The following is a 25052-nucleotide window of genomic DNA, read 5'->3' as shown; positions in this document are numbered from 1 at the left end:
GAACAAAGGCCTTCCCCTGACCGGGAAGGCCTTTTTTTGCAATGTAGTGCCGAGCCATGCTCGGCAGAGGCTTTACCAGCGAAAAGCTGCCCTCACCCCAACCCCTCTCCCGCACGCGGGAGAGGGGCTAAAGCACCGCAAATCGAAGCAATCGGCCCTCGCCGCGCGCGGCTAAAGCGTAGTGCCGAGCCATGCTCGGCAGAGGCTTTACCCGCGAAAAGCTGCCCTCACCCCAACCCCTCTCCCGCACGCGGGAGAGGGGCTAAAGCGCCGCAAATCGAAGCATTCGGCCCGCCGCCGCGCGCGGTTAAAGCGTGGTGCCGAGCCATGCTCGGCAGAGGCCTTCCCGATAGCGCCTCAGCCCAGCACAGCCCGTACGCCCAGATTGATCAGCATCCCGCCAACCAACAACCAACCAAACAACAACAAAGCCAACAGCATCGGCTTGGCACCAGCCTGGCGCAGTGCCGAAGCATGCGTGGTCAAACCCAGCGCAGCCATCGCCATCGCCAGCAACACGGTGTCCAGATCCACCAACACCTTCACCAGCTCAACCGGCAGCAGCTGCAGCGAATTGAAACCGACCATGGCGATGAAGCCAAACGCGAACCAAGGAATGGTGATCTTCGAGCGTTCGCCATTGCCGCTGCTCTGCCCACGGGCCAGCAATGCTGATAGACCAACCAGAAACGGTGCCAGCATCATCACCCGCACCATCTTGGTGATGACGGCAGCATCGGCAGCGGGCTCACTGACCGCACGGCCAGCAGCTACCACCTGCGCAACTTCATGCACGGTAGAACCGGTGAACACGCCGAACGCGGTCTCATCCAACGGCATCCAGCCCGCCGACACGCCCCACTGATACAGCAGCGGGTACAGGAACATCGCCACGGTGCCGAATACCACGACCGTGGCCACGGCGACCGCAACCTGTTCGGCGCGGCCCTTGATCACCGGTTCGGCAGCCATCACCGCGGCGGCGCCACAGATCGAACTACCGGCGCCGATCAGCAGGGCCGAGTTGCGGTCCATGCCCAGCAGCCTGGTGCCCAGCCACCAGGCCAGGCCGAAGGTCGAGCACAGCACCAGTGCATCGATCGCCACGCCAGCAACGCCAACCTGGCCGATATCCTGCAGGGTCAGCCGTAGGCCATAAAGAATGATGCCGGCGCGCAGCAGGGTGGCCTTGGAGAAACCAACGCCTGCGTCGGCTCGGGTCGGCAGGCTGCGATAGACCGTGTTGCCCAGCACGATGCCGATGACGATGGCCAGGGTCAGCGCGCTGATGCCGTGGTTCTGCATCCACGGCAAGGTGCCCAGCCAGATCGACAGGCCGGCGACGGTGGCCGTCAGCAGCAGGCCGGGGAGGCGGGAAAGGTGCATGGAGGTAAGCCCTTGGGTCGAGGTGTTCATAACGTTGGGTTATTAGAAGATAGCCCATGCTGCACCCAAGGTTATTACCTGTAAAACGGATAATATTGGTTGAATCAACCGGTTTTAGAGATAAGTTATGCATCTCTCCCTGCGCCAGTTGCAGATCTTTTCCGGTATCGCCGAGGCCGGCACCACGACTGCGGCCGGTGAGCTGCTGGGCTTGTCGCAATCGGCGGTAAGTGCGGCCCTGGTCGAACTGGAGAGCCTGCTCGGGTTGGCTTTGTTCGACCGGATCGGCCGCCGACTGGTGCTCAATGGCCACGGTCGGGCACTGCTGCCACAGGCGCGCGCCTTGCTGGCGGGGATGACCGATATCGAGCGCCGGTTCCGTGCCGACAGCCAAACCGGCGCGGCCGTGCGTTGGCAGGTAGGGGCCAGCACCACTATCGGCAACTACCTGATGCCGGCGCGCATTGCCGACCTGCAGGCGTCGAATCCGCATGCCCATGTTGAGCTGGTGATCGGCAATACCCGTGAGGTCACCACCGCCGTGCAGCGGCTGGAGGTGGATGTCGGCTTGATTGAGGGGCCCAGCCACGAGCCGGGGCTGGAAGTCGTGCACTGGCAGCAGGACGAGCTGGTGGTGGTGTTCGGTGAGCGCCATCCGCTGGCGGCGCAATTCGACAAAGGCGCCGATCTGGCGACACTGCGGCAGGCGCGCTGGCTGCTGCGCGAACCGGGTTCAGGCACCCGTGAGGCAGCCGAGCAGGCCCTGTTGCCACATCTGCATGGGTTTGCCGAGGTGTTGCAGCTTGGTGGTACCGAGGCGATCAAGCAGGGCGCGGTCGCCGGGCTCGGCCTGGCCTGCCTGTCGCGGCATGCGGTGGCCGACTTGGTGACGTTGGGCAAGCTGCAGGTGTTGGCGACGCCGTTGCCGCCATTGCAGCGTCAGCTATGGGCGGTGCGGCACCCTGGCAAACGGATTCCGGCCAGCCTGCGCCAGCTGCTCGGCCTACCGGCGGACGTGTTTAGCGACGATTGAGCGCGGTCGACCGCCAGAGCCCGTACAATACGCCCATGCCTTTGATTACCTTGCAGAACGTCGACTACAGCGTCGGCGGCCCGTTGTTGCTGGAAAAAGCCGAATTGTCGATCGAGACTGGCGAGCGTATCGCCCTGATCGGCCGCAACGGCGCCGGCAAATCCACTCTCATGAAGCTGATGGCTGGCGAGCTCAAGCCCGATGACGGCGAGGTGCGCGTGCAGCAGGGCGTGCGCGTCACCCGGCTCGAGCAGGAAGTGCCGCATGGCGCTGCCGGCAGCGTGTTCGATGTGGTCGCCGATGGCCTCGGCGAGCTCGGCCATTGGCTGGCCGAGTTCCACCGCCTGAGCCACGCCGACGTCTTCGATGGCGAGGCAATGGGCAATGTGCAGGCCAAGATCGATGCCGCCGATGGTTGGGGTCTGGACCAGCGCGTCGAGGAAACCCTGACCAAGCTCGACCTGGATGGCGATGCCGAATTCGGTCGACTGTCCGGTGGCATGAAGCGCCGCGTGCTGCTGGCGCGTGCGCTGGTCGCCGGCCCCGACGTGTTGCTGCTCGACGAGCCGACCAACCATCTGGACATCGAAGCCATCGATTGGCTGGAAACCTTCCTCAAGGGCTGGAATGGCTGCGTGGTGTTCGTCACCCATGACCGCCGCTTCCTGCGTGCGCTGGCCACCCGCATCGTCGAAATCGATCGCGGCCAGGTAACCAGCTGGCCGGGCGACTGGGAAAACTACGAGCGCCGCCGGGAAGAACGCCTCAATGCGCAGGCGGCCGAGAATGCCCGCTTCGACAAGCTGTTGGCGCAGGAAGAAGTGTGGATCCGCCAGGGCATCAAGGCCCGTCGTACCCGCGACGAGGGCCGCGTGCGCCGGCTCAAGGCGATGCGCAACGAGCGCGTGCAGCGCCGTGAGTTGAGCGGCAACGTCAAGCTGGAAGCCTCCGGTGCGGAGAACTCCGGCAAGAAGGTCATCGACATCAAGAACATCAACTTCGCCTTTGGCGAGCGGGTGATGATCAAGGATTTCGAAACCGTCATCCTGCGTGGCGACCGCATCGGCCTGATCGGCCCCAACGGCAGCGGCAAGACCACCTTGCTGAAACTGTTGCTGGGCGAGCTGCAGCCGGACAGCGGCGAAGTGCGTCAGGGCACCAACCTGCAGATTGCTTACTTCGACCAGTACCGCGCCACCCTGCGCGAAGATTGGAGTGCGATCGAGAACGTGGCCGAAGGCGCGGACTTCATCGACATCAATGGCAAGCGCAAGCACGTGCATGCCTACCTGCAGGACTTCCTGTTCACCCCTGAGCGCGCGCGCGCGCCGATCACCCGCCTATCCGGCGGTGAGCGCAACCGCCTGCTGTTGGCCAAGCTGTTCGCACAGCCGTCCAACCTGCTGGTAATGGATGAACCGACCAACGACCTGGACGTGGAAACCCTGGAGCTGCTGGAAGAGCTGCTCGGCGACTACACCGGTACCTTGTTGTTGGTCAGCCATGACCGTGACTTCCTCGACAACGTGGTGACCTCCACGCTGGTGCTGGAAGGCGAGGGCAAGGTGGGCGATTACATCGGCGGCTACAGCGACTCGCTGCGCCAGCGCCCAGCACCTACGCAGACCGCGATGGCGGTCGCCAAGGCCTCGGCGACGGCGGCACCTGCTGCTGCGCCTGCCGCTCCGGTTGCCGATGCTGCGCCCAAGCGCAAGCTGAGCTTCAAGGATGCGCGCGAGCTGGAGCAGCTGCCGGCCAAGATCGAACAGCTGGAGCTGGACGTGGAAGGCCTGACCGCGGCGATGAACGATCCCTCGTTCTATACCCGTTCCAGCGCCGAAGTCACTGCGCACACAGCGCTGCTGACCAAGGTGCAGGCCGAGCTGGATGCCGCCTACGCTCGTTGGCAGGAGCTGGACGCCTGAGCCGGCTCTGACGGCCTACGCCTTGCTTCACCTGTCGTCCTCACCGGGGACGGCAGGATGGTGTCCGTGGATGCTGCGAGGCGATGATGAAAAGACCGTTTGAGATTGAGCGTATCGACCATGTGGTGTTCCGGGTCCGTGACCTGGAACGCAGCATTGCTTTCTATTCGACGGTGCTGGGCTGCGAGGTGGTGCGACGACGCGACCATCTTGGCCTGGTGCACCTGCGTGCCGGTGCGTCGATGATCGACTTGATCAGTCTGGACGGCACGTTGGGTGCGCGCGGCGGTGCCGGACCGGGGCTGGAAGCGCGCAATGTCGATCATCTGTGCCTGCGCGTCGAGCCTTTCGATGAGGCGGGCCTGGTTGCGTATCTGTCCCTGCACGGTGCAACGCCGTTGGCGGCAGCAGAAGTGAACTTCGGCGCTGAAGGGGATGGCTTGTCGTTGTACTTCAAGGACCCTGATGGCAACACCATCGAGTTGAAGGGGCCGGTTTCGGCTGGCTTGGACTGATGCTCTGCTCCCTTCCTTGCGCAGGGGAGGGCTGGGGAGGGGTGCTTTGAGCTGTTGATCTTTGGGTTTTTCGGCCTACAGCTGCAGCGCTGATGGGTTGCTGGGAACGCCCCTGCCGAGCATGGCTCGGCACTACGTTCCCTCCCTTACGCCGCAGGTGCAGGGAAGGGCTGGGGAGGGGTGCTCTTAGGCACGAGCCAGCGCTTGCGGGCCAACCACGCTCCGCGCATGCTCGTGCCATTCAACAAGAGCAGTAGCCATGCATCGCAGACTCAATACGTTACTGCTGCTCGCAACAGCCTTCGCCTTACCGGCGTACGCTGAAGTCAAAGACGCCACAGCCGGTGGCTTCACCGTCGAGAACAGCGTCCTGATCGCAGCCACGCCTACGCGTGTATGGCAGGCAATGACAGCCGACATCGATCACTGGTGGCCGAAAGACCATAGCTGGTGGGGCAAGGCTGCAAAGCTGTCCATCGATGCTCGCGCCGGTGGTTGCTTCTGCGAAATCGCTGGCGCACAACAGGCGCAGCACCTGCAGGTGGTGTTTGTCGATCCGGAGAAAACCCTGCGCATGACCGGCGGACTTGGGCCGATGCAGGGCATGGGCCTGCATGGCGTCGCCGACTGGACGTTGCAGGCCGAAGGCGCATCCACCCGGCTTACCTGGCGCTACCGCGCTGGCGGTTACAGCCCTGACGACCTCGCTGTTCTGGCGCCGGTGGTGGACAAGGTCCAGGCGCAGCAGTTGGGCAGTCTGGCGCAATGGCTGCAGACCACCCGCTGAAGATCACTCTTCTTCGTCCTCGCCGCCTGCCTCTTCGCCGCCACCGGGCAGTTCCATAAAGGCCCAGAACGCCAGGTTGTTCTCGGCCCAGCTGGCCGAGGCTTCGGACAGCACGTCCAGCAAGGTATCGAAGTCGGCCGGGCTGCCTTGGCGCAGGTCGTTTGCATCGCTGAACAACAACGCATAGCCGTTGGCCGGCAGCCAGGACAGGTCACGCAATCCATCGGACAGCGCATCCCAGTTGCGGCTCCAGCCGGCCGGGAAGTCGAGCTGGGTGCCAAGGCGCATCAGCAAGGTGCGCTTGTCGGCGCAGCCTTCCAGGTCGATGCGGCACACCCGCAAGCCGGCATCGCGGGCTACCGCCGCCAAGCCGCCGAGGTCGCCGTCGCCAACACCGTAGACGCCGGCTTGGCTGACATCTTCCAGACCCATATCGAAACCGCTGTCACTCATGGCGTACTCCTGGCGGGGACTTCAAAGCTGCGGAAGCTCTCGTAATGGTCGTCGGTGTAATACCAGGCATCCGGCGGATCGCCGCCGGTGACGATGCGCTTGGCGCCACGATGGCTCAGCCCGGGTGTATCCACGGTGTATTCGCGGTAGTAACCGCGCGGGCGCTGCGGGAGCTGGCGCTCGCGGTTGCCGAAGGTGCTGCCGTCCTGGCGATGGGGATACGGTCCGCCGCGCTGGATCAGGGCGATGGTCTCGCGTGCCTCGGGCGGCAGGAAGGCCGGAAGCGGGTCCCTGTTGGGTTCCTCCACGCGTGCGGCTTGGCTGGTCCCGGCTGATGCGGGCAAGTCCTGCGAAAGCGATGGCGCGAACTGCGGAGGCGCAGGTTGCTGCAGCACACGCATGCCCCATAACCCGCCGACGAGCAGGACGATGGCGACGACAAGGAGCAGAGGCTTACGCATGGGCAGTAGGAAGAATCCGGAACAGGCGACGATTATCACGCCATGACAGCGTCTTTGTTGAACAGATGGTTCAGTACGCAGGCTTCACGCAGCAGTAACAACGGTCGCGCAGATCGCGCCTGCATTGTCCAGCGCCCGCGTGCGGGACAAAGTTTCCTTTACGACACCCTTGGTAAGTTGTCGCATCGTCCCTACCATTGATAGCGCACCGTCTGGTTTTTCGACCAGACACAGAAACCGGCTATCCAAAGGAGATCCCTCATGGCTTACACCCTGCCCAAGCTGCCTTACGCCTACGACGCCCTGGAACCGCATATCGATGCGGCCACGATGGAGATCCACCACAGCAAGCACCACCAGACCTACATCAACAACGTCAATGCTGCGCTGGAAGGAACCGAATACGCCGACCTGCCGGTTGATGAGCTGGTGAAGAAGACCAAGTCGCTGCCGGAGAACCTGCAGGGCGCGGTGCGCAACAACGGTGGCGGTCACGCCAACCACTCGCTGTTCTGGACCGTGATGTCGCCCAACGGCGGCGGCCAGCCGGTCGGTGACGTCGGCAAGGCCATCGAGTCGCAGCTGGGCGGTTTCGAGAAGTTCAAGGAAGCCTTCACCAAGGCTGCGCTGACCCGTTTCGGCAGCGGCTGGGCGTGGCTGAGCGTGACCCCGGACAAGAAGGTTGTCGTCGAGTCCTCGGCCAACCAGGACAGCCCACTGATGGACGGCAACACCCCGATCCTGGCGCTGGACGTGTGGGAACACGCCTATTACCTGAAGTACCAGAACCGTCGTCCGGAATACATCGGCGCGTTCTTCAATGTGGTCGACTGGAACGAAGTCGAGCGTCGTTACCAGGAAGCGATTGCCTGATAGCGGTGACATGAAGCGGTTGCCCCGGTTGGGGGCTGCCGCTCCAGCAAAGGCCGGGCATTGCCCGGCCTTTGTCGTTGCTGACGTCCCGAACCCGGTGTTGTGGGAGCGGCGTCAGCCGCGAAGCTGGTGCGTCATCAGATTGCAAGGATGCCCGCAACTACGGCAACGCCAGCTTCGCGGGCACAGGGCAAACGCAGGCTGGCAGCCTCTTGTCTGAGCGGCGTCAGCCGCGAAGCACACACATCATCGGAGTGCATGTATGCCCGCAGCTGCAACAACCTCAGCTTCGCGGCTGACGCCGCTCCCACAAACGACCGTGGGCAACTGCCGCCTCAGGGCTGCTCAGCGTCCTCAGTTGCGGGAATACGGGTGACACGCAGCGTTGCCATCATGCCTAGCGGCTCGGGGGCGGGTTGCGCTTCGCTGGCCGGTAGCTGGATCGCCTGCTGGGTGATGTCGGCGAAGCTGCGGACCTGGTACAGCACGTCCAGCCCGTGTTGCGCATCGGCTGCGAGACGGGCATCACCACGGCGATTGGACGGATTCCTGCGTGCCGGCTGATAACCGGGCAGCTGCCGCACCAGTTCCTCGGTGGGCGCGGCAAAGTTGCCGATGATCAGTGACGGCAGGCCTTCGGCGGTGGCATCCATCCAGGAGCGCAGATCCGCGGCCTGGTGGCCGCGCGAGACCGGGCTGTTGTCGCTGGGGCACATACTGGCGGCATAGATGTTCAGCTGTGCCTGCTGCAGCTGCAGACGCTGCATGCCGGCAGCAGTGGGGGCGGCATCGCCGTGCAGCAGGGTGATGCCGTCCTGCTGGGCTTGCAGGCGGGTCAACACCGCATTGCCGCGGCGCATCGGCTGGCTGGGGCGGTCGGCACTGATGAAGTCGCAGCTGTATTTGAGGCGGCTGCCCAGCCAGCAGGCGGGGTTGGGGCTGTTGGCCAACTGGCGCACGTCCTGCACCACGATCACGTCCGGCCGCAGGTCTTCCATCAGTGCGGCGATCCGGTCGCGCTGGCCGGTCCAGATTTCGCCGCTGTCGGGCAGGCGCAGGTTGGCGATCTTGATGACCGGCAGCACCGGCTCGGCCATGACGCCAAATGACAGGACCAGCAGTCCAAAACAACCCCAGCGCAGCATTGCAACGCCTCGAAATGAGGGACTGTCATCTTAATGCTTGCGGCGTAGAAGGGGCGTGCAGGCTCTCGTACTAAGGTTTTGCCGGTGTGGGCGGTAGGTGTTTTGCGGGTCCGAACCGGTCTGACGGGCAGCGTGATGCGTTACGCTTGCAACCTTTGTATTCACGGATCGCCCGCAGATGACGACCAACGACGTGGCAGCAGCCCCGAACCCCAAGGCAAAGATGCCGCGCCAGATCGGCTACATCATCGGCAATGAGGCGTGCGAACGTTTCAGCTTCTACGGGATGCGCAACATCCTGGTGCAGTTCCTGATCACCTCGCTGCTGTTGCAGGAGATCACCGCCGAGGGCCGTGCCGGCGAAGCCAAGGACATCATGCACAGCTTCATGATCGGCGTGTACTTCTTCCCGCTGCTCGGTGGCTGGCTGGCTGATCGCTTCTTCGGCAAGTACCACACCATTCTTTGGTTCAGCCTGATCTACTGCGTCGGCCATCTGTGCTTGGCGTTGTTCGAGGGCAACCGCCAGGGCTTCTTCCTGGGCCTGGGGCTGATCGCACTGGGCGCCGGTGGCATCAAGCCGCTGGTGGCGTCTTTCATGGGCGACCAGTTCGACCAGGGCAACAAGCATCTGGCCAAGATCGTGTTTGACGCGTTCTACTGGATCATCAATTTCGGCTCGCTGTTCGCCTCGCTGCTGATCCCACTGGCGCTGAAGAACCTTGGCCCGCAGTGGGCGTTCGGTATCCCCGGCATCCTGATGTTCGTGGCCACCTTCGTGTTCTGGCTGGGCCGCAAGCGCTATGTGCTGGTGCCGCTGCCGCCGAAGGACCCGCATTCCTTTGCCAACGTGATCCGTACCGCGCTGCTGGCGCAGGCACCGGGCCAAGGCCGCATGGGCTTGGTGGTGGCGGTGCTGGGTGTGGTGCTGGCGCTGGCTTCGTTCGCGCTGGTACCCAGCCTGGGCATCGTGATCTGCCTGTGTCTTGCGCTGGTCTCGGTGCTGGCCGGTATAGGCGGCGGCACCATGCTGCAGCTGGACCGCGCCCGTGGTGTGCACCCGGAGGCTGCTGTCGAAGGCGTGCGCTCTGTGATGAAGGTGCTGGTGATCTTCGCGCTGACTACGCCGTTCTTCTCGCTGTTCGATCAGAAAGCCTCGACCTGGGTGCTGCAGGGCCAGCAGATGAGCATGCCCAGTTGGTTCACCGCCTCGCAGATGCAGGCGCTCAACCCGCTGCTGGTGATGATCCTGATCCCGTTCAACAACCTGGTGCTGTACCCGGCCCTGCGCCGCTTCGGCTTCGAGCCGACCGCGCTGCGGCGGATGACCGCTGGTATCGCCTTCAGCGGCTTGGCCTGGATCGTGGTGGGTGGCATCCAGGTGGTCATGGACGGCGGCGATGCGATGTCGATCTTCTGGCAGGTGCTGCCGTACGCGCTGCTGACCTTCGGTGAAGTGCTGGTCTCGGCGACCGGTCTGGAGTTTGCCTACAGCCAGGCGCCGGCGTCGATGAAGGGCGTGGTGATGAGCTTCTGGAACCTGACCACCACCATCGGTAACCTGTGGGTGCTGCTGTCCAATGCGGCGGTGCGCAACCATGCGGTGACTGATCGTATTGCCAGCACCGGCTTGAGCGAGACGGCGTTCCTGATGTTCTTCTTTGCTGGCTTTGCCTTCATTGCGGCACTGGCATTCGGCATCTACGCACGCCGTTACAAGATGGTCGACAACTACCGGGCGGTTTGAACATGCAAGGACCGATAACCCTGATCCTGATCGCCATCACCGCCCTGGTGTCGTGGATGGCGTTCAACAACCGTAAGCTGGCTGACCGGCTGATCCTGTGGCCCCCGGCCATCGACAAGCACAAGCAGTACGACCGGCTGGTGACCTATGGGTTCATCCACGCCGACTTTGGCCACCTGTTGTTCAACATGGTGACCCTGTACTTCTTCGGCCGCTCGATCGAGGTCATCATGCTCGGTATCACCGGGCAATGGTGGGTCTACCCGCTGTTCTATCTGGCAGCGCTGGTGGTATCGATCCTGCCGACTTACCTGAAGAACCAGAAGAACCCGAACTATCTGAGCCTGGGCGCATCAGGTGCGGTGTCGGCGGTGCTGTTTGCCTACATCCTGATTGCACCGTGGAAGCTGATCCTGATCATGTTCATCCCGGCTCCGGCCATTCTGTACGCCGTGTTCTATGTCGGCTACAGCATCTGGATGGACAAGAAGGGCAAGGACAACGTCAATCACAGCGCCCACCTGGCCGGTGCCGCTTTCGGTGTGATGTTCATGCTGATCATGGAGCCGGAGCTGCTGCAGCACTTCCTGCAGAGTCTGATGAATCCTACCTTCCGCTTCTGACCTGCGGAGAGGGGGGCCGGGGCAGTGTTTGCCCATCAGGCCTGGGGCCGCGCGCATTGTGTCGTCGCGGCCTCGCTTCGTTTACGGCAACTGCGCCTTGGGCGCGCCGCGCGTCAACGTTTGGAACTGGCTCAGGCGGCGTAGCTGTCGAGCAGGCGGGAATAGACTTCGCTGTCGATCTTCTTGAATTCCCAGCCGTTGGTGTCGCCGGCAACAGCCAGCTGGAACAGGCCTTCCAGCAGGGTAGAGTCATGGTCGTTGGACGGGATCTGCATCGTGCGGTCGTTGTCGAACATGGGACACCTCGGCTGCTGTCTGTTGTCTGCAGGTGTACGGAGCAAAACCCGTGCCAGCTTTTGAGACGCAGCCCTTGCTTTGATTGCGGTGGCGCTGCCGGCGTCAATGTCGGAAAGTGACGTAAAGCGGCGCTTCTGTCTGATCGGCCGCGTCATCACGCCGCTTTCATCGAATCCACCGCGTTCCGCAGGAGTAGCCATGAGCTTGAACACGCCGTCAGTCCCAGACATCGAACATGATGCAGCCGCAAGCCGGTTCCAGACCCAGGTCGATGGCCAGCGCGCCGTGCTGGACTACGAGCTGGACGATGGCGTCATGGTCATTACCCATACCGGGGTGCCCGAATCCATTGGCGGCCGCGGCATAGCCGCAGCATTGACCCGCTTCGCGCTGGAGCATGCGCGTGCAGCTCGCTGGAAGGTGGTACCGGCCTGCGCCTATGCCGCGACTTTCATGCAGCGCCATGGCGAATATGCGGACCTGCTGGGATAATTCCCCTTGCATGGCCAAGCCCGACCGGGCGGCCGCACAAAATCCAAGGGATGACAGGGCATGAACAGGTTGGTACGGGGATCGTCTGCTGCAGCGGTATTGCTGTTGGCATTGGCTGGTTGCAAGCAGGATGAGCAAGGTGCGCCCGACGCACCGGCCGCGGAACCGGTGCAGGCACCGGTTGCGGTCGCGCCTGCGGCAGCCGATCTGCACGATGTGATTGAAAACACCCCAAGCTACGTCATTGGCATCAGCTACCCGCCGGCAGCCGCCAAATACCCGGGCCTGGCCAATGCGCTGAGTGACTATGCCGGCCACGCCAAGGCCGACCTGTTGAAGTCGGTGGCCGAACTCGGCAACGACAAGCCGACCGCTCCGTATGAACTGTCACTGGCCTTCGACATGCTGGTGGAGTCGCCAGCGGTGGTTGCCGTTTCCGCCGATGGCAGCAGCTATACCGGTGGCGCCCATGGCCAGCCGCTGGTAGCGCGTTTTGTATGGCTGCCCGAGCAGCAGCAGTTGCTCAAGGCTGAAGACCTTATTACCTCGGCCAAGGGCTGGCAGGCGATCAGTGATTTCACCGAGGACAAGCTGCTGGAGCAGGCTACGGTGCGTGCCCAGGGCGAGGACATGTCGCCGGAAGAGCAGCAGGCCCAGGTCCGCAACCTGTCCAAGATGATCGACGAAGGCACCACCGCCGACGCCACCAACTTCGGCCAGTTCCAGCCGGTGCTGGATGCGGCGGGCAAGATTTCGGCGCTGCGTTTCGTGTTCCCGCCCTACCAGGTGGGGCCGTATTCGGATGGCACGCAGACGGTGGATGTGCCGGCGGCGGTGTTGTTGCCGCATGTGGCGGCGGCTTACCAGGGGTTGTTCGCGCACCCCTGATACACAGGAGGTCAGTGATGGATGCAGGGCTGCAACGACGTGTGGAAGCACTGCTGCACGAGGCTGATATCACCCCGGGTGGTGATAGGCCGCAGGACCTGGACATCCTCGACCCGCGCTTTTATGCGCGGGTGCTGGCCGACGGCTCGCTCGGGCTGGGCGAGAGCTATATGGAAGGATGGTGGCAGGCACATTCGCTGGATGGCCTGCTCACCCACCTGCTCGACGCGCGGCTTGATGAGCGCGTGCATGGCGGTGGCGAGGTCTGGGATGCGCTCAAGGCCAAGCTGTTCAACCTGCAGAGCGGGCAGGGCAGCTACGAGGTAGGCAAGCGCCATTACGACCTCGGCAACGATCTGTACCGGGCCATGCTCGGCAAGCGGCTGGTCTACAGCTGCGGCTACTGGCGCGATGCCAGTAGTCTGGACGACGCGCAGGAAGCCAAGCTCGAGTTGATCTGCCGCAAACTCGGCCTGCAACCGGGCATGCGTGTGCTGGATATCGGTTGTGGCTGGGGCGAGGCACTCAAGTTCGCCGCCGAGCGCTATGGCGTGCAGGGGGTGGGCGTGACCATCTCGCAGGAGCAGGCCGGGTTTGCCAGGGAGCTGTGTGCTGGCCTGCCGATCGAGATACGCCTGCAGGACTACCGCGAGCTGGACGAGCATTTCGATGCGGTGTTCTCGGTAGGTATGTTCGAACACGTCGGGGTCAAGAACTACCGCAGCTACTTCGAGGTCGCCCGGCGCTGTCTGGGCGAAGAGGGCCTGTTCCTGCTGCACAGCATCGGCACCAACGTCAGCCGCGATCGTACCGATCCGTGGATCGCCAAGTACATCTTCCCCAACTCCATGCTGCCCTCGGCCGCGCAGATCACCCATGCGATGGAAGGGCTGTTCGTACTGGAGGACTGGCATAACTTCGGCACCGACTACGACCGCACGCTGCAGGCCTGGCGCGACAACGTCGAGGCTGCCTGGGGGCGGCTGGACGCGCGCTATGACGAGCGTTTCCGGCGCATGTGGCGCTTCTACCTGGCCGCCTCGATGGCGAGCTTCCGCACCCGCCACTCGCAGCTGTGGCAATTGCTGCTGTCTCCACGCGGGGTTCGGGAGGGTTATCTGGCGCCACGCTGAACCTGGAACGCTGTAACCGCAAAACTGTTTTAGAAGTTTATATTACATATGTGTATTATCTGCCTCATTCTTGTGATGAGCCGGATAGCCCATGAGCAGCTTCGACGCGACCGAAACCCGGATTGATGCCACCTGCGCCCGCTGGCCCGGGTTTCCGCGTGAACCGGCGGTGCTGGTGCGCCTGGTCAAGGGTATCTACAAGACGGTCCACGACCGCGCCAATGCAGTGCTGCGTGATTTCGACCTCAGTCATGCCGAATACAACATCCTGATGATGTTGTACGGCACACCGGATCACCCGCTGACCCCGTCGGAACTGGCCGAGGCCGCCACCGAGAAGTCGGCCAACATCACCCGGCTCACCGACCAGCTGTGCAACAAGGGCCTGCTGGAGCGTATTCCGGACACCAATGACCGGCGCAAGTTGGGCCTGCACCTGACCGCTGCCGGCCTTGCCTGCATACAGAACCTGTTGCCGAAGATGGCGGAGCTGTTGGTCATGCAGGTGCAAGGCCTGGATGAGGGTGAGCAGCACCAGCTCGAGCACCTGCTGAAAAAGATGCTGGACGGCATCGAGGCGAGCTGAGTACGTCATGTCAGCAACCCCGACATCAGCAAGCCCGCAGCTTGCGGAGCCCTGGTACGCAGGCATGCGCGGCTTCCTCAAGGGCGAGACCGATACCTGGCTGTTCGTGCTGCGAACGACCGTGGCGTTCTTCCTGACCGGTTGGTTGGCCATGCGCCTGCAGTTGCCGCAACCGGGCACGGCGATGATGACCACGGTCATCGTCATGCATCGGCAAAGCGGCATGGTGCTGGCCAAGGCTTTTTACCGGGTACTTGGCACCTTTGTAGGTGCGGCCGGTGCGCTGTTGATCGTGGCCCTGTTTCCGCAACAGCGTGAACCGTTCCTGCTGCTGATGGCGCTATGGATCGCTGGCTGCACTGCCGGGGCCACCTTGCATCGCAACTTCAAATCCTATGCCTTCGTGCTGGCCGGCTATACCGCAGCCATCATTGCCTTGCCGGTGATCTCCACCCATCCGGGGCAGGTCTTCGATTCGGCGGTGGCGCGCATCAGCGAGGTGCTGTTGGGCCTGCTGGTGACCGCGGTGATCAGCGACACCTTGTTCCCGGTGCGCCTGCGCGACACCTTGCGCATGGCGGTGAACAACCAGTACGAGAACTTCCTGGGTTTCATGCGCGGCGCGCTGCTTGGCGAAGTGCCGCGTGAACGCATGGAGCAGGCGCATCTGCGGGTGGTGCGGGACGCGGTGGCATTGGAAGACCTGCGTAGTTCGGTGATCTTCGAGGACGGCGAAGCGCGTGCACGCAGTGCGCATCTACAGCGATTCAACCAGCGCTTCATGGCGGCATCGACCAGTTTCCAGTCCCTGCACCATCTGATCAATCGTCTGCTACGTCAGCCAGACCCAGCTGCCGGCCAGGCCTTGCAGACGCTGTACCAGCCGCTGGGCGCGGCCCTGCAGTCGAGCGAGCAGTCGCCCGCGCAGCTGGCCGAGCAGATCCACGAGGTGCGCAGAAACCTGGCGACGCGTGCTGCCCAGTTGCGTGGGGGACTGAGCGGTACTTCGCAGGTAGAGGACTTCGACGTTGGTGCGCAGTTGTTGCGGCGCTTCGTAAAGGAGCTTGAGCAGTATGTGCATGCGCGTCGGCAGCTGACCCTGCAGGTCGCGCCGACCGAGGAGGACGCACGTGCCCATTTCATCCGCGGCAATGATTATCTCGGTGCCGCGGTAGCGTTCGCCCGAACGGCCATCACCATGTTGTTGCTGGGCGCATTGTGGGCCGCCAGCGGCTGGGCGATGGCGGTCAATGTGATGCTGTTGGCGACGATCTTTTCTGGCCTGTTCGCCACCATGCCAAACGCCGCGCAGATGACCAGCAAGGTGGCCTGGGGCTATCTGGTTGGTGTGCTGGCGGCCTATGTCTGCGACTACATGGTACTGACCCGGATGGAGGGCTTCACCTTGTTGGTTGTGGGGCTGCTGCCGTTTTTCATGGTCGGCCCCTATATGGCCAGCCGGCCCAAGCTGGCGGTGTTCGGTCTGGGTTACACGATGGGGCTGGTCAACATTCTGGCCATTACCGGCGTGCACGCCTTCGACCCGGTACGCTTCTTCAACGAAGGCACCTCGCAGATGATCGCGATGGGAGCGGCGGTGTTGAGCTTCGCGCTGATGCCACCGCTGGTGGGCACGGCCTGGTTGCGGCGACGGCAAATGGCCGGCCTGCGCGCACAGGTGGGTTTGGCTGCGCAGGCGCCGTTACGCGGCCTGCAGCATCGTTTTGAAAGCACCAATAGTGATCTGTTGCACCAGATCGTCGCTCACACTGCGGCGGGCAGTGAGGAATCGCGCGTGCAGCTGGCCTGGGCATTGGCAATAAACGAAACCGGCCGTGCGCTTATCCATTTGCGCCAGGACGTGGCCCACGAACCGGCATCGACGCAGTTGCGCCAATGTGTGGACGAGGTGGTGTCGGTGCTGTCCGACTTCTTCGCAGTACCCAGCGCGCAGGCGTGGCAACGCGCCGACAACGTGTTGACTGCCGCCATTGAGATTGCCCGCAGCCAAGCCAAGGACGGGGGCGTTGCAGCACGCGTGTTGCTGCACCTGCGCTTGGTACGCCTGGCCATGGTGGATGACAGTTCGGTGATGGCGGCCTATATCACGCCACTTGATTCAAGCCAGGAGACTGCTCGTCATGCCCATTGAAATCGCATTCGCGGGAACTCTGTTTCCCGGCCTGTTGTTGTTATTCGTCGTGGTCTGCATCGTGCTGTGGGCACTGGACACGTTGGCTGGTCGTCGCGGTTGGTATCGCAATGTCTGGCACCCGGCTTTGTTCCGTACCGCGATCTTCATCTGCTTGTTTGGTGGCTTCGGCCTGCTGCTGTTCTGAGAAATCCCATGACCCCCAAAGTCCAATCCATTCTTCGTTTCTCCATCACTGCAGCGGCAGTGGTGATTGCCGCTCTGATTGCAATGGCGATGTGGCGCCACTACATGTACTCGCCGTGGACCCGAGAAGGCCGCCTGCGTGCCGAAGTAGTGCGGGTAGCGCCTGATGTTTCCGGTCCGGTCAGCGCGGTGGCGGTGCGCGACAACCAGTTGGTGAAGCGCGGCGAAGTGCTTTATCGGATCGACCCGGCGCGCTACCAGAACGCCTTGAATCAGGCGCGCGGTAACCTGGCTGCCGCCCAGGCATCGGCGCGCGCAGCGGGTGCAAGCATCCAGGTTGCAGCAGCCGGTGCCGCGCAGCAGAGTGCGAATGCCAGTCGCTACGAGCAGCAGTACGAACGTCGCCAGCGCATCACTGGCAGTTTGATCTCCGAAGAGGCGCGTACCGATGCGCTCAGTGCCGCGCAGGCCGCGCGTGCCGGTGTGGCGCAGGCGCAGGCCAGCCGCCAGCAAGCCAGTGCTTCGCAGCAGCAGGCACTGGCGGCTGTGGAGCAGGCGCAGGCGGCATTGGATACGGCTGAGTTGAATCTGGAGCGCACCCAGGTGCGTGCGCCGGTGGATGGCTATGTGACCAACCTGGAAGTGCGGCAGGGTGATTACGCCACTGCTGGTTCGGCCAAGCTGGCGGTGATCGATACCGATTCGTTCTGGGTCTACGGCTATTTCGAGGAGACCAAGCTGGCGCAGCTGCATGTGGGTGACGGCACCCGCGTCCAGCTGATGAGCGGGCAGGAGCTGCACGGGCATATCGAAAGCATTTCGCACGGCATCACTGATGCGGACAGCCCGACCGGTAGCGATCTGCTTGCGAATGTAAATCCGACCTATAACTGGGTGCGTTTGGCGCAGCGGATTCCGGTACGGATCAAGCTGGATGCGGGCTCGGTTGCGAAAGGTGTTGTGCTGGCCAATGGCATGACCGCTACGGTGACTGTGGAGCGTGGGCGGTAGGGCTGAGTGGTTCCGCCTGGTGACTGGTGCTGGTTGTACGAAGTCCGAAGCAGAGAGTCCGAGGCATGGAGCTAGAAGCGAAAAGCTAGAAGCTAGAAGCCCCCTCATCCGCCCTCCGGGCACCTTCTCCCGCTCGCGGGAGAAGGGACTGCTGGCTTTTGCTTGCGCTGATGGTTCGCCGCGCAATGCTTGAGTGCAAGCAATGTCTCAGAGCCCCGCAATGCTTGACTAGTCCCTTCTCCCGCTCGCGGGAGAAGGTGCCCGAAGGGCGGATGAGGGGGCTCTTGATCTGGCTGCGCCACGCAAAAGAAAACGCCCGGCAAAGCCGGGCGTTTTCATTCCATCAAAACCAGCAAGCGCTTACTTGGCAGCACCGGTGGTCAGGCCGCGCTTCTCCAGCAACGGCTCGATCTGCGGCTCGTGGCCGGCGAAGTTGCGGAACAGTTCCATCGCATCAACGCTGCCGCCCTTGGACAGCAGGGTCTTGCGGAAATGGTCGCCGTTGGCGCGCGACAGACCGCCATTTTCGCGGAACCACTTCTGGGTGTTTGCATCCAGCACTTCGGACCAGATGTAGGCGTAGTAGCCGGCCGAATAGCCGCCCATGATGTGGCTGAAGTACGGGGTCTTGTAACGCGGCGGGACCGGCGCGTAATAGATGCCGTCCTTGACCAGGGCTTCATGCTCGAACTTCATCACGTCCTTCGGTGCCGGGATCTGCCCAACACCGATCTGGTGCCAGTTCTGGTCCAGCATCGCGGCGCCCAGGTATTCGGTGGTGGCAAAGCCTTGGTTGAACTTGGACGCGGCAATCACCTTGTCCAGCAGCGCCTGCGGCATCGCCGAGCCGTTCTGGTAGTGCTTGGCGTAGTTGGCCAGGATGGTCGGCTCGTCGGACCACATCTCGTTCACCTGTGAGGGGAACTCGACGAAGTCACGCGGCACTGCGGTGCCAGCGAAGTACGGGTACTTCACGTCCGAGAACATGCCGTGCAGTGCATGGCCGAACTCGTGGAAGGTGGTGGTCACTTCGTCCCAGGTCAGCAGGGTCGGCTTGCCGGCCGGCGGCTTGGGGATGTTGAGGTGGTTGGCGACCACTGGCTTGTCGCCGGTCAGGCCCGACTGCGACACGTAGGCATTCATCCACGCACCGCCACGCTTGGACTCGCGTGCATACGGATCGAAGATGAAGATCGCCAGCTGGCTGCCGTCGGCGTCGAACACGTCATAGACGGTGACGTCGGCGTGGTAGACCGGCAGGTCGGTGCGCTGCTTGAAGCTCAGGCCGAATTCCTTGCCGGCGGCGAAGAACACGCCGTTCTCCAGCACGTTCTTCAGCTCGAAGTACGGCTTGAGCTGCGATTCGTCGAAGTTGTACTTGGCCTGGCGCACCTTCTCGCTGTAGAAGGCCCAGTCCCACGGCTGCAGTTCGAACGTCGGCTTGCCGGCGGCCTTCTGCTCGCTGTCGATCATCGCCTGCAGGTCAGCGGCTTCGCGCTTGGCGTTGGTGACGGCGGCCGGGGCCAGCTGGCCCAGCATCGCGTTGACCGCTTCCGGGGTCTTGGCGGTCTGGTTGCCCAGCGAATAGGTAGCGAAGTTCGGGAAACCCATCAGTGCGGCCTTCTCGGCGCGCAGGGTCATGATGCGCGACACCAAAGCGGTGTTGTCGTATTCACCGCCCTTGCTGCCACGCGAGACCGAGGCTTCGTAGATCTTCTGGCGCAGCTCACGGTTGGCCAGGTTGGTCAGCGGCGGCTGGCCGGTGGTGTTGAGCAGGGCGATGACGTACTTGCCATCCAGCTTGCGGGCCTTGGCGGCTTCGGCAGCGGCAGCGATCTGCTCGGCCGACAGGCCGTCCAGCTGCTTGACGTCATCAACCACGATGAAAGAGGCGTTGACCTCGGCCAGCACGTTCTGGCTGAACTTGGTGCCCAGGTTGGCCAGCTCGGCGTTCATCGCCTTGAGCTTGGCCTTGTCGGCGTCGCCCAGCTTGGCGCCGGCGCGGACGAAGTTGTCGCGGTACTTCTCGACCAGACGCAGGCTCTCAGCGTCCAGGCCCAGGTTGGCGCGGTTGTTGTACAGGGTCTCGATGCGCGAGAACAGCTTGCCGTTGAGGTTGATGGCGTCGCTGTGCGCGGCGAACTTGGCCGAGTAGTCGCCCTGCAGCTTCTTGCGTGCGTCGTTGGTGTCGGCGCCGATCAGCGAGAAGAACACGGTGGTGGCGCGGTCGAGCACGGCGCCGCTGTTTTCCAGCGCGATCAAGGTGTTTTCAAAGGTGGGCGCGGCCGGGTTGTTGGCGATCGCTTCCACTTCCTGCAGCTGCTGCGCCATGCCGGCGTCGAAGGCCGGCGCGAAGTCGGCGTCCTTGATCTTGTCGAACTGCGGGTAGTGCAGCGGCAGCGGGCTTTCAGCGAAGAACGGATTGGCCTGCTGGGCTGATTGGGTGGTCGCAGCGGTTGCGGCCTGGCTGTAAGCCGGCAGGGCAAGACCCAGGGTCGCGGCAAGGGCGAGGGCGAGACGGGTGTTCAAGGCGGAAACTCCGGTAAAAAAGACTGATCTTTCAGGGTACCTGCAGGCGCGCCCGTACGGGTGTGTCGAATGGCATGGTTGCGCTGAAAGGCCACATCTTGCATGCCGTTGGCGCCGTGATGGCGTACGCTGGCGATCCTGTCAGGAGCCGCGCCATGCCCAATGCCTTCGATTTCGAGCTGACCGCGCTGGACGGCCGTCCGCTGCCGCTGGCAGCGTTTGATGGCAAGGCGTTGCTGATCGTCAATACCGCGTCCAAGTGCGGCTTCACCCCGCAGTACGAAGGGCTGGAGCAGCTGTGGCAGGAGTTGGGCCCACAGGGGCTGGTGGTGCTGGGCTGCCCCTGCGACCAGTTCGGCCATCAGGAGCCGGGTGATGCAGCCGCCATCCAGGATTTCTGCAGCATCAATTACGGCGTCAGCTTCCCGTTGTCGGCCAAGCTCAAGGTCAACGGTGCGGACGCTGATCCGCTGTGGCAGTGGCTGCAGCGGCAGAAGCGCGGCGCGCTGGGCATCGCCGCGATCAAATGGAACTTCAGCAAATTCCTGATTGGCCGCAACGGCCAGGTCATTGCCCGCTACGCGCCAACTGCGCGCCCAGAGGCGCTGGAAGCGGATATCCGGGCGGCGCTGGGCTGAAGCGAGCGCTGCATCATCAAGCCGCAGCAAGCTGCAGGCGACCTACCGTCTTCAGATCGACGTGCTGGCGGGCGACCCAGAGATCATGCGCGTCCTGCATGGCCAGCCAGCTTTCCGGGCTGCGTCCAAGGGCGACAGACAGGCGCAAGGCCATTTCGGGGCTGACCCGGCTGCTGCCGTTCAACACCCGGCTCAACGTCGAGGCGGAAACCCCAAGTGCCTGCGCCAATTCACGGCCACTGACATTGTTCGGCTCCAGATAGATGCCGGAAATGAAGGTGCCGGGATGCGGCGGGTTATGCATGCTCATCAGTGATAGTCCTCGTAGTCCAGCACGTGGCAATTGCCATCCTTGAATTCAAAGGTGACGCGCCAGTTGCCATTGACGGCGATCGACCAGCGTCCCTTCATCTCACCCTTCAGGGCGTGCAGGCGAAATCCGGGGATATCCATGTCCTCGATTGTGTGTGCTGTATCAAGTGCGGCCAGCTGCAGACGTAGTCGATTTGCGTGACTGGCCTGTATGCCTGCGGTGCTTCCGGTTTCATAGAGCTTGCGCAGCCCTTTGTGGCGGAATGACTTGATCATGCCGGAGTGTAGCATGTTGCGCATCGTGCAACACTTGCTGCCAAGGCAAGGGTTACTGCGGGCTCAGCCGGGGGTGCGGCAGCGCCCGGCGCTGGACTGCGCCGGGCGACTTTGGTTAGACCGGATCGGTCTCCGCTTCGTCCAACAGGTCCTTCTGTTGCAGCTGCACCTTGGTCGGGTCGCCATGCTCGGCCATTGCCCGTTGCAGCGCGCGACGGGTGGCGGCGGTGACCAGTGATTGCAGGTCGCGGCCGGAGCTGCCTTCGGTAGCCGCTGCCAGGGTGCCCAGCACCTCGTCCACGGCAAAATCCAAGGGCTTGCCGGCCAGCTGCAGGCGCAGGATTGCGGCGCGTGCGTCCACATCGGGCAGACCGATCTGGATCTTGCGCTCCAACCGCGATAGCAGGGCGCTGTCGATGGCGTCGAGGTGGTTGCTGGCTGCGAGCAGGAATACCTGTCCCTGCTTGGTACTGATGCCGTCCAGTTCCTGCAGCAGCTGGGCGACGATCTCGGCGTTCAACTTGTCCGAGTTGCCGCTGCCACGTGGCGGGGCGATGGTATCGATCTCATCGAGGAAGACGATGCACGGTGCCTGTGCGCGGGCTTTTTCGAACAACTGCTTGACCCGCGCGCCGCCGTCGCCGAGGAACTGGCCCTTGATTTCCGCCGAGGAGGCGGCGATGAAGGACAGCCCGGACTGGCTGGCCAGTACGCGCGCGATCTGGGTCTTGCCGGTGCCGGGCGGGCCATACAGCAGAATGCCGCGTGGTACCGGAATGTTCATCCGCGCCAGTTCTTCGGCATGCAGCAGCTCCTTGCCCAGGCTTTCGAACTCGGCGCGGGTGCTCGCCGGCACGATCACATCGTCCCAGCCCAAGGTCTGCACCGAGGTGGAGCTCTTGCCGCGCAGGCGCGCGATGGCAGCGCTGAAGTCGCTTTGTGCAGGGCGCCCGGCCGGATGGGTTGAGACCACGCTGGTGATCAAGGTGGACAGGTCGCGGCCGGACATGCCGGCGGTTTCACGCACCAGCGCCTCGGTCACCGGCAACGCCAGCTGGGCCTTGCCAAACTCGGCCAGCAGGATGCGCTCGCGCGCCTCGGCATTGGGCGCGGCCAGCTCGATGGAAACAGTGAAGCGCGACAGCACCGCGTCATCGATCAGTTCCTGGCGATTGGTGGCGCCAATCACCAACACGTTGCCGCTGCCCTGGTTGAAGCCATCCCATTCGGCGATGAAGGTCTGCACCAGCTCGTTGCCGAAATTGTCGGTGTCACGGCTGCCGCGGCGAGCGAAGGCGCTTTCGCATTCGTCCACGAACAGAATAGTCGGGCCCTTGTTGCGCGCGTCTTCCCAGATTTTCTTTACCTTGGGGCCTGTGTGGCCGATGTGCTCACCCTTTAGATCGGCGATGGTCACGGCGACGAAGTTGCAGTCCACGTGCTCGGCCAACTTGCGCGCGATCAGGGTCTTGCCCGTACCGGGCGGGCCCCACAGCAGCATGCCCTTGGGCAGCGGCGGGGTGCCGGCGGCAAAACGGTCCACCAGCTTGATCACCTGCTCCAGGGTCTGCTCCGGGATGGCAACGTCCTTCCAGTTGGCTTCCAGCTTGTCCAGCGAGGCCAGCCGGGTCAGCAGCGACTGCTGCAGTTGCAACTCGCGCTCATAGGGCGCGCTCAATGCCTGCAGGTCGAGGATGGGCTGGGCCAGTGGTGCCAGCAGCGGAGCCAGCTCGGCAGCGAGCGGGCTCCAGGTGTTGAAGTGTTCGTCGACATCGGCGCGCACCCGCACAAAGCCGGCGGGATGGCCGTTGATCGGCAGGCGGATGAAGAAGTCCGGGTCTTTGTCGGTGGCGATATCAGTGTTCATACCGACCATCACCGCATTGGAGTTGTCGTGCTTGTCACCGAGCTGCCACTTGTTGCCCAACTTCTCGACCGAAGGCGCAGGCGCGCGGACGACGGGGTAGGGGTGGCTACGACCATCGTCGTGCTTCTTGCCGAAAGCGTGCAGCTGCAGCTGGCGCTTGCCCAGCGCATCGATCGAGGCCAAACCGGCCGCAGCATTGCGCTTGGACACACGGTAGCGGCCCAGCCAGACCAGCGCTGCGTACAGCACCAAGCCCGGCGGAATGAAGACGAACAACAAGAACAGCAGACTGACCGGGAACGGCAGGCTCTGCGATAGCTGGCCACAAAAATTGCGCACTGGCCCGTACAGCGCCAGGCTGCCGAGCAGCAGCAACCATGCGACGGTGCGGATACCGCCGGCACCCAAGGTCGCGCGCAAACTCAGCGCAGGGCCCCAGCTGCCTTTGCGACCCTGTTGCAGGGTAGTGCGGCGCGCCTGCGCCAGACCCTCTTCGAATGCCGGGCGCATCGTCTGCGCTGCCTGGCAAGCGGCGGGGTAGGCAGCGCCCATCGCCTGCTTTGCGGTCTCGGTACGCTGCTGGCATTGCGCCAGCTCGTCGAGCAGCACGCTGCGTTGGTTGTCGATGAAGCTGCTGCGGGAACTACTTGAAACCATGAATCCTTTCCCCTGAACTAAAAACGGCCGGATCAATGCGATCCGGCCGTTACGCTACGCCATCAGAGTCAGGGTTCATAGCAGCCAATAGTCGGTAAAACCCCTACAGGCCTTACTTTTCGACGAAGGCGCGCTCGAACACGTAGTGGCCCGGGGTGCCGATGCGCGTGGAGACCTCAAAGCCACGTGCGTCCAGCACGGTGCGCAGGTCAGCCAACATCTGCGGACTGCCACAGATCATGAAGCGGTCGTTGGCCGGATCCAGCTGCGGCAAGCCGAGTGCTTCCTGCATCTGTCCGCTTTCCATCAGCGAGGTCAGGCGGCCCTGGTTGGGGAAAGGCTCACGGGTGACAGCCGGGTAATACAGCAGCTTGTCGCGGACGATATCGCCGAGGATCTCGTCGTTCGGCAGCTCCTGCTCGAAGTACTCACGGTAGGCGAGGTCCTTCTCGTAGCGCACCCCGTGGCAGACGATCACCTTGTCGAAGCGCTCGTAGGTTTCCGGGTCCTTGACCACGCTCAACCACGGCGCCAGGCCGGTGCCGGTGCCCAACAGATAAAGGTTCTTGCCGGGGTGCAGGTCGCTGATCAGCAACGTGCCGGTGGGCTTCTTGCCGACCAGTACCTTGTCGCCGGGCTTGAGGTGCTGCAGACGCGAGGTCAGCGCACCTTCCTGCACCTTGATGCTGAAGAAGTGCAGTTGCTCTTCCCAGTTGGCGCTGGCGATGGAATAGGCACGCAATACCGGACGGGCACCTTCGTTTTCGTTTTCCAGCCCGATCATCACGAACTGGCCATTCTCGAAGCGGAAGCCGCTGTCGCGGGTGGTGGAGAAGCTGAAGTAGGCGTCCGTCCAATGACGGACTTCAAGCACCGTTTCGGCGCCAAAAGCGGAAGACATGCCGTGATTCGTAGATTGGAGACCTACCCATTCTAGCCGATTTCCCATAAATGGGAATGAATCTCATTTGACCGGGTTGTTGTAGTGGGGGGGGGGGCCGGGACCGGGGGGGCGGCGGGGGGCGCGCCCGGCCCACCGGAGGGGGGTCGGCGAGGGGTGCAGCAGCCCCCGCCGGGGGG

The 25052-nt window shown here is 63.2% G+C and carries 25 protein-coding genes; 15 read left to right on the top strand and 10 right to left on the bottom strand.

Going from position 1 to position 25052, the window contains the following annotated elements; all coding sequences use genetic code 11:
* Positions 1-357: 357 nt before the first annotated feature.
* Positions 358-1386, bottom strand: coding sequence for a YeiH family protein (locus ACVOLR_RS13415; RefSeq protein ID WP_481536867.1), 1029 nt, complete (start codon positions 1384-1386; stop codon positions 358-360).
* 127 nt (positions 1387-1513) lie between these two features.
* Here ACVOLR_RS13415 and ACVOLR_RS13410 point away from each other — a divergent pair, with 127 nt between their 5' ends.
* The 4 genes from ACVOLR_RS13410 to ACVOLR_RS13395 all read left to right on the top strand — a co-directional run bounded on the left by ACVOLR_RS13410 (position 1514) and on the right by ACVOLR_RS13395 (position 5646).
* Positions 1514-2419 (top strand): LysR family transcriptional regulator, encoded by a 906-nt coding sequence (locus tag ACVOLR_RS13410; RefSeq protein ID WP_481536866.1) that lies wholly within the window; start codon positions 1514-1516, stop codon positions 2417-2419.
* A gap of 35 nt (positions 2420-2454) precedes the next feature.
* A complete protein-coding gene (locus ACVOLR_RS13405; RefSeq protein ID WP_481536865.1) occupies positions 2455-4344 on the top strand; it encodes an ATP-binding cassette domain-containing protein in 1890 nt (629 codons plus the stop codon).
* Positions 4345-4430: 86 nt separating this feature from the next.
* Positions 4431-4859, top strand: a complete 429-nt coding sequence (locus ACVOLR_RS13400; protein WP_481536864.1) for a VOC family protein — start codon at positions 4431-4433, stop codon at positions 4857-4859.
* 259 nt (positions 4860-5118) lie between these two features.
* A complete protein-coding gene (locus tag ACVOLR_RS13395; protein ID WP_481536863.1) occupies positions 5119-5646 on the top strand; it encodes an SRPBCC family protein in 528 nt (175 codons plus the stop codon).
* Between the two features lie 3 nt (positions 5647-5649).
* On the opposite strand, the gene ACVOLR_RS13390 is transcribed toward ACVOLR_RS13395, so the two are convergent.
* Positions 5650-6099: a barstar family protein gene (locus ACVOLR_RS13390; RefSeq protein WP_481536862.1), complete on the bottom strand. Its 450-nt coding sequence runs from the start codon at positions 6097-6099 to the stop codon at positions 5650-5652.
* Positions 6096-6560 carry a guanyl-specific ribonuclease gene (locus tag ACVOLR_RS13385; protein WP_481536861.1) on the bottom strand — a complete coding sequence of 155 codons (465 nt, stop codon included), beginning with the start codon at positions 6558-6560 and terminating at the stop codon, positions 6096-6098. Before ACVOLR_RS13385 ends, ACVOLR_RS13390 begins: the two co-directional genes overlap by 4 nt.
* A gap of 261 nt (positions 6561-6821) precedes the next feature.
* Here ACVOLR_RS13385 and ACVOLR_RS13380 point away from each other — a divergent pair, with 261 nt between their 5' ends.
* Positions 6822-7433, top strand: coding sequence for a superoxide dismutase (locus ACVOLR_RS13380; RefSeq protein WP_481536860.1), 612 nt, complete (start codon positions 6822-6824; stop codon positions 7431-7433).
* 335 nt (positions 7434-7768) lie between these two features.
* Here ACVOLR_RS13380 and ACVOLR_RS13375 read toward each other — a convergent pair whose 3' ends face one another.
* Complete coding sequence (locus tag ACVOLR_RS13375) at positions 7769-8578, bottom strand: endonuclease/exonuclease/phosphatase family protein (protein WP_481536859.1); 810 nt, start codon at positions 8576-8578, stop codon at positions 7769-7771.
* Positions 8579-8756: 178 nt separating this feature from the next.
* Between ACVOLR_RS13375 and ACVOLR_RS13370 the strand changes: the two genes are divergently transcribed.
* Positions 8757-10325 carry a POT-type proton-dependent oligopeptide transporter gene (locus ACVOLR_RS13370; RefSeq protein ID WP_481536858.1) on the top strand — a complete coding sequence of 523 codons (1569 nt, stop codon included), beginning with the start codon at positions 8757-8759 and terminating at the stop codon, positions 10323-10325.
* 2 nt (positions 10326-10327) lie between these two features.
* Positions 10328-10948 carry a rhomboid family intramembrane serine protease gene (locus ACVOLR_RS13365; RefSeq protein WP_481513960.1) on the top strand — a complete coding sequence of 207 codons (621 nt, stop codon included), beginning with the start codon at positions 10328-10330 and terminating at the stop codon, positions 10946-10948.
* Between the two features lie 131 nt (positions 10949-11079).
* On the opposite strand, the gene ACVOLR_RS13360 is transcribed toward ACVOLR_RS13365, so the two are convergent.
* Entirely contained in the window at positions 11080-11244 is a 165-nt protein-coding gene (locus ACVOLR_RS13360; protein WP_481536857.1) for a hypothetical protein, read from the bottom strand.
* A 199-nt stretch (positions 11245-11443) separates the two neighbouring features.
* Here ACVOLR_RS13360 and ACVOLR_RS13355 point away from each other — a divergent pair, with 199 nt between their 5' ends.
* The 7 genes from ACVOLR_RS13355 (at position 11444) to ACVOLR_RS13325 (ending at position 17693) form a co-directional block, all read left to right on the top strand.
* A complete protein-coding gene (locus tag ACVOLR_RS13355) occupies positions 11444-11737 on the top strand; it encodes a GNAT family N-acetyltransferase (RefSeq protein ID WP_481536856.1) in 294 nt (97 codons plus the stop codon).
* A gap of 60 nt (positions 11738-11797) precedes the next feature.
* Positions 11798-12625 carry a DUF3298 and DUF4163 domain-containing protein gene (locus ACVOLR_RS13350; protein ID WP_481536855.1) on the top strand — a complete coding sequence of 276 codons (828 nt, stop codon included), beginning with the start codon at positions 11798-11800 and terminating at the stop codon, positions 12623-12625.
* 14 nt (positions 12626-12639) lie between these two features.
* Entirely contained in the window at positions 12640-13758 is a 1119-nt protein-coding gene (cfa, locus tag ACVOLR_RS13345; RefSeq protein ID WP_481536854.1) for a cyclopropane fatty acyl phospholipid synthase, read from the top strand.
* A 91-nt stretch (positions 13759-13849) separates the two neighbouring features.
* Positions 13850-14344, top strand: a complete 495-nt coding sequence (locus tag ACVOLR_RS13340) for a MarR family winged helix-turn-helix transcriptional regulator (RefSeq protein WP_481536853.1) — start codon at positions 13850-13852, stop codon at positions 14342-14344.
* Between the two features lie 7 nt (positions 14345-14351).
* Complete coding sequence (locus ACVOLR_RS13335) at positions 14352-16496, top strand: FUSC family protein (RefSeq protein WP_481536852.1); 2145 nt, start codon at positions 14352-14354, stop codon at positions 16494-16496.
* Complete coding sequence (locus ACVOLR_RS13330; protein ID WP_481536851.1) at positions 16486-16683, top strand: DUF1656 domain-containing protein; 198 nt, start codon at positions 16486-16488, stop codon at positions 16681-16683. The genes ACVOLR_RS13335 and ACVOLR_RS13330 overlap by 11 nt, the downstream gene beginning before the upstream one ends.
* Positions 16684-16691: 8 nt before the next feature.
* Complete coding sequence (locus ACVOLR_RS13325; RefSeq protein ID WP_481536850.1) at positions 16692-17693, top strand: HlyD family secretion protein; 1002 nt, start codon at positions 16692-16694, stop codon at positions 17691-17693.
* A 360-nt stretch (positions 17694-18053) separates the two neighbouring features.
* Here ACVOLR_RS13325 and ACVOLR_RS13320 read toward each other — a convergent pair whose 3' ends face one another.
* On the bottom strand, positions 18054-20222 hold the full coding sequence (locus tag ACVOLR_RS13320) for a M3 family metallopeptidase (RefSeq protein ID WP_481536849.1): 2169 nt from the start codon (positions 20220-20222) through the stop codon (positions 18054-18056).
* A gap of 155 nt (positions 20223-20377) precedes the next feature.
* Here ACVOLR_RS13320 and ACVOLR_RS13315 point away from each other — a divergent pair, with 155 nt between their 5' ends.
* A complete protein-coding gene (locus ACVOLR_RS13315; RefSeq protein ID WP_481513951.1) occupies positions 20378-20860 on the top strand; it encodes a glutathione peroxidase in 483 nt (160 codons plus the stop codon).
* A gap of 16 nt (positions 20861-20876) precedes the next feature.
* On the opposite strand, the gene ACVOLR_RS13310 is transcribed toward ACVOLR_RS13315, so the two are convergent.
* The 4 genes from ACVOLR_RS13310 to ACVOLR_RS13295 all read right to left on the bottom strand — a co-directional run bounded on the left by ACVOLR_RS13310 (position 20877) and on the right by ACVOLR_RS13295 (position 24873).
* Entirely contained in the window at positions 20877-21170 is a 294-nt protein-coding gene (locus ACVOLR_RS13310; RefSeq protein ID WP_057628317.1) for a HigA family addiction module antitoxin, read from the bottom strand.
* A complete protein-coding gene (locus tag ACVOLR_RS13305) occupies positions 21170-21448 on the bottom strand; it encodes a type II toxin-antitoxin system RelE/ParE family toxin (protein WP_481536848.1) in 279 nt (92 codons plus the stop codon). The genes ACVOLR_RS13310 and ACVOLR_RS13305 overlap by 1 nt, the downstream gene beginning before the upstream one ends.
* Before the next feature lie 115 nt (positions 21449-21563).
* Positions 21564-23972 carry an AAA family ATPase gene (locus ACVOLR_RS13300; protein ID WP_481536847.1) on the bottom strand — a complete coding sequence of 803 codons (2409 nt, stop codon included), beginning with the start codon at positions 23970-23972 and terminating at the stop codon, positions 21564-21566.
* Positions 23973-24084: 112 nt separating this feature from the next.
* Positions 24085-24873 carry a ferredoxin--NADP reductase gene (locus tag ACVOLR_RS13295; protein ID WP_303746558.1) on the bottom strand — a complete coding sequence of 263 codons (789 nt, stop codon included), beginning with the start codon at positions 24871-24873 and terminating at the stop codon, positions 24085-24087.
* Between the last annotated feature and the right edge of the window lie 179 nt (positions 24874-25052).

This window comes from Stenotrophomonas sp. STEN030 (assembly GCF_056759995.1).
The sequence above is the reverse complement of the archived record's forward strand: the minus strand, read 5'-3'. Positions and strand labels throughout refer to the sequence as shown.

Coding starts and splice junctions, on each gene's coding strand:
- ACVOLR_RS13415 (WP_481536867.1), bottom strand. CDS start 1,386: ATGCACCTTTCCCGCCTCCCCGGCCTGCTGCTGACGGCCACCGTCGCC.
- ACVOLR_RS13410 (WP_481536866.1), top strand. CDS start 1,514: ATGCATCTCTCCCTGCGCCAGTTGCAGATCTTTTCCGGTATCGCCGAG.
- ACVOLR_RS13405 (WP_481536865.1), top strand. CDS start 2,455: ATGCCTTTGATTACCTTGCAGAACGTCGACTACAGCGTCGGCGGCCCG.
- ACVOLR_RS13400 (WP_481536864.1), top strand. CDS start 4,431: ATGAAAAGACCGTTTGAGATTGAGCGTATCGACCATGTGGTGTTCCGG.
- ACVOLR_RS13395 (WP_481536863.1), top strand. CDS start 5,119: ATGCATCGCAGACTCAATACGTTACTGCTGCTCGCAACAGCCTTCGCC.
- ACVOLR_RS13390 (WP_481536862.1), bottom strand. CDS start 6,099: ATGAGTGACAGCGGTTTCGATATGGGTCTGGAAGATGTCAGCCAAGCC.
- ACVOLR_RS13385 (WP_481536861.1), bottom strand. CDS start 6,560: ATGCGTAAGCCTCTGCTCCTTGTCGTCGCCATCGTCCTGCTCGTCGGC.
- ACVOLR_RS13380 (WP_481536860.1), top strand. CDS start 6,822: ATGGCTTACACCCTGCCCAAGCTGCCTTACGCCTACGACGCCCTGGAA.
- ACVOLR_RS13375 (WP_481536859.1), bottom strand. CDS start 8,578: ATGCTGCGCTGGGGTTGTTTTGGACTGCTGGTCCTGTCATTTGGCGTC.
- ACVOLR_RS13370 (WP_481536858.1), top strand. CDS start 8,757: ATGACGACCAACGACGTGGCAGCAGCCCCGAACCCCAAGGCAAAGATG.
- ACVOLR_RS13365 (WP_481513960.1), top strand. CDS start 10,328: ATGCAAGGACCGATAACCCTGATCCTGATCGCCATCACCGCCCTGGTG.
- ACVOLR_RS13360 (WP_481536857.1), bottom strand. CDS start 11,244: ATGTTCGACAACGACCGCACGATGCAGATCCCGTCCAACGACCATGAC.
- ACVOLR_RS13355 (WP_481536856.1), top strand. CDS start 11,444: ATGAGCTTGAACACGCCGTCAGTCCCAGACATCGAACATGATGCAGCC.
- ACVOLR_RS13350 (WP_481536855.1), top strand. CDS start 11,798: ATGAACAGGTTGGTACGGGGATCGTCTGCTGCAGCGGTATTGCTGTTG.
- ACVOLR_RS13340 (WP_481536853.1), top strand. CDS start 13,850: ATGAGCAGCTTCGACGCGACCGAAACCCGGATTGATGCCACCTGCGCC.
- ACVOLR_RS13335 (WP_481536852.1), top strand. CDS start 14,352: ATGTCAGCAACCCCGACATCAGCAAGCCCGCAGCTTGCGGAGCCCTGG.
- ACVOLR_RS13330 (WP_481536851.1), top strand. CDS start 16,486: ATGCCCATTGAAATCGCATTCGCGGGAACTCTGTTTCCCGGCCTGTTG.
- ACVOLR_RS13325 (WP_481536850.1), top strand. CDS start 16,692: ATGACCCCCAAAGTCCAATCCATTCTTCGTTTCTCCATCACTGCAGCG.
- ACVOLR_RS13315 (WP_481513951.1), top strand. CDS start 20,378: ATGCCCAATGCCTTCGATTTCGAGCTGACCGCGCTGGACGGCCGTCCG.
- ACVOLR_RS13310 (WP_057628317.1), bottom strand. CDS start 21,170: ATGAGCATGCATAACCCGCCGCATCCCGGCACCTTCATTTCCGGCATC.
- ACVOLR_RS13305 (WP_481536848.1), bottom strand. CDS start 21,448: ATGATCAAGTCATTCCGCCACAAAGGGCTGCGCAAGCTCTATGAAACC.
- ACVOLR_RS13300 (WP_481536847.1), bottom strand. CDS start 23,972: ATGGTTTCAAGTAGTTCCCGCAGCAGCTTCATCGACAACCAACGCAGC.
- ACVOLR_RS13295 (WP_303746558.1), bottom strand. CDS start 24,873: ATGTCTTCCGCTTTTGGCGCCGAAACGGTGCTTGAAGTCCGTCATTGG.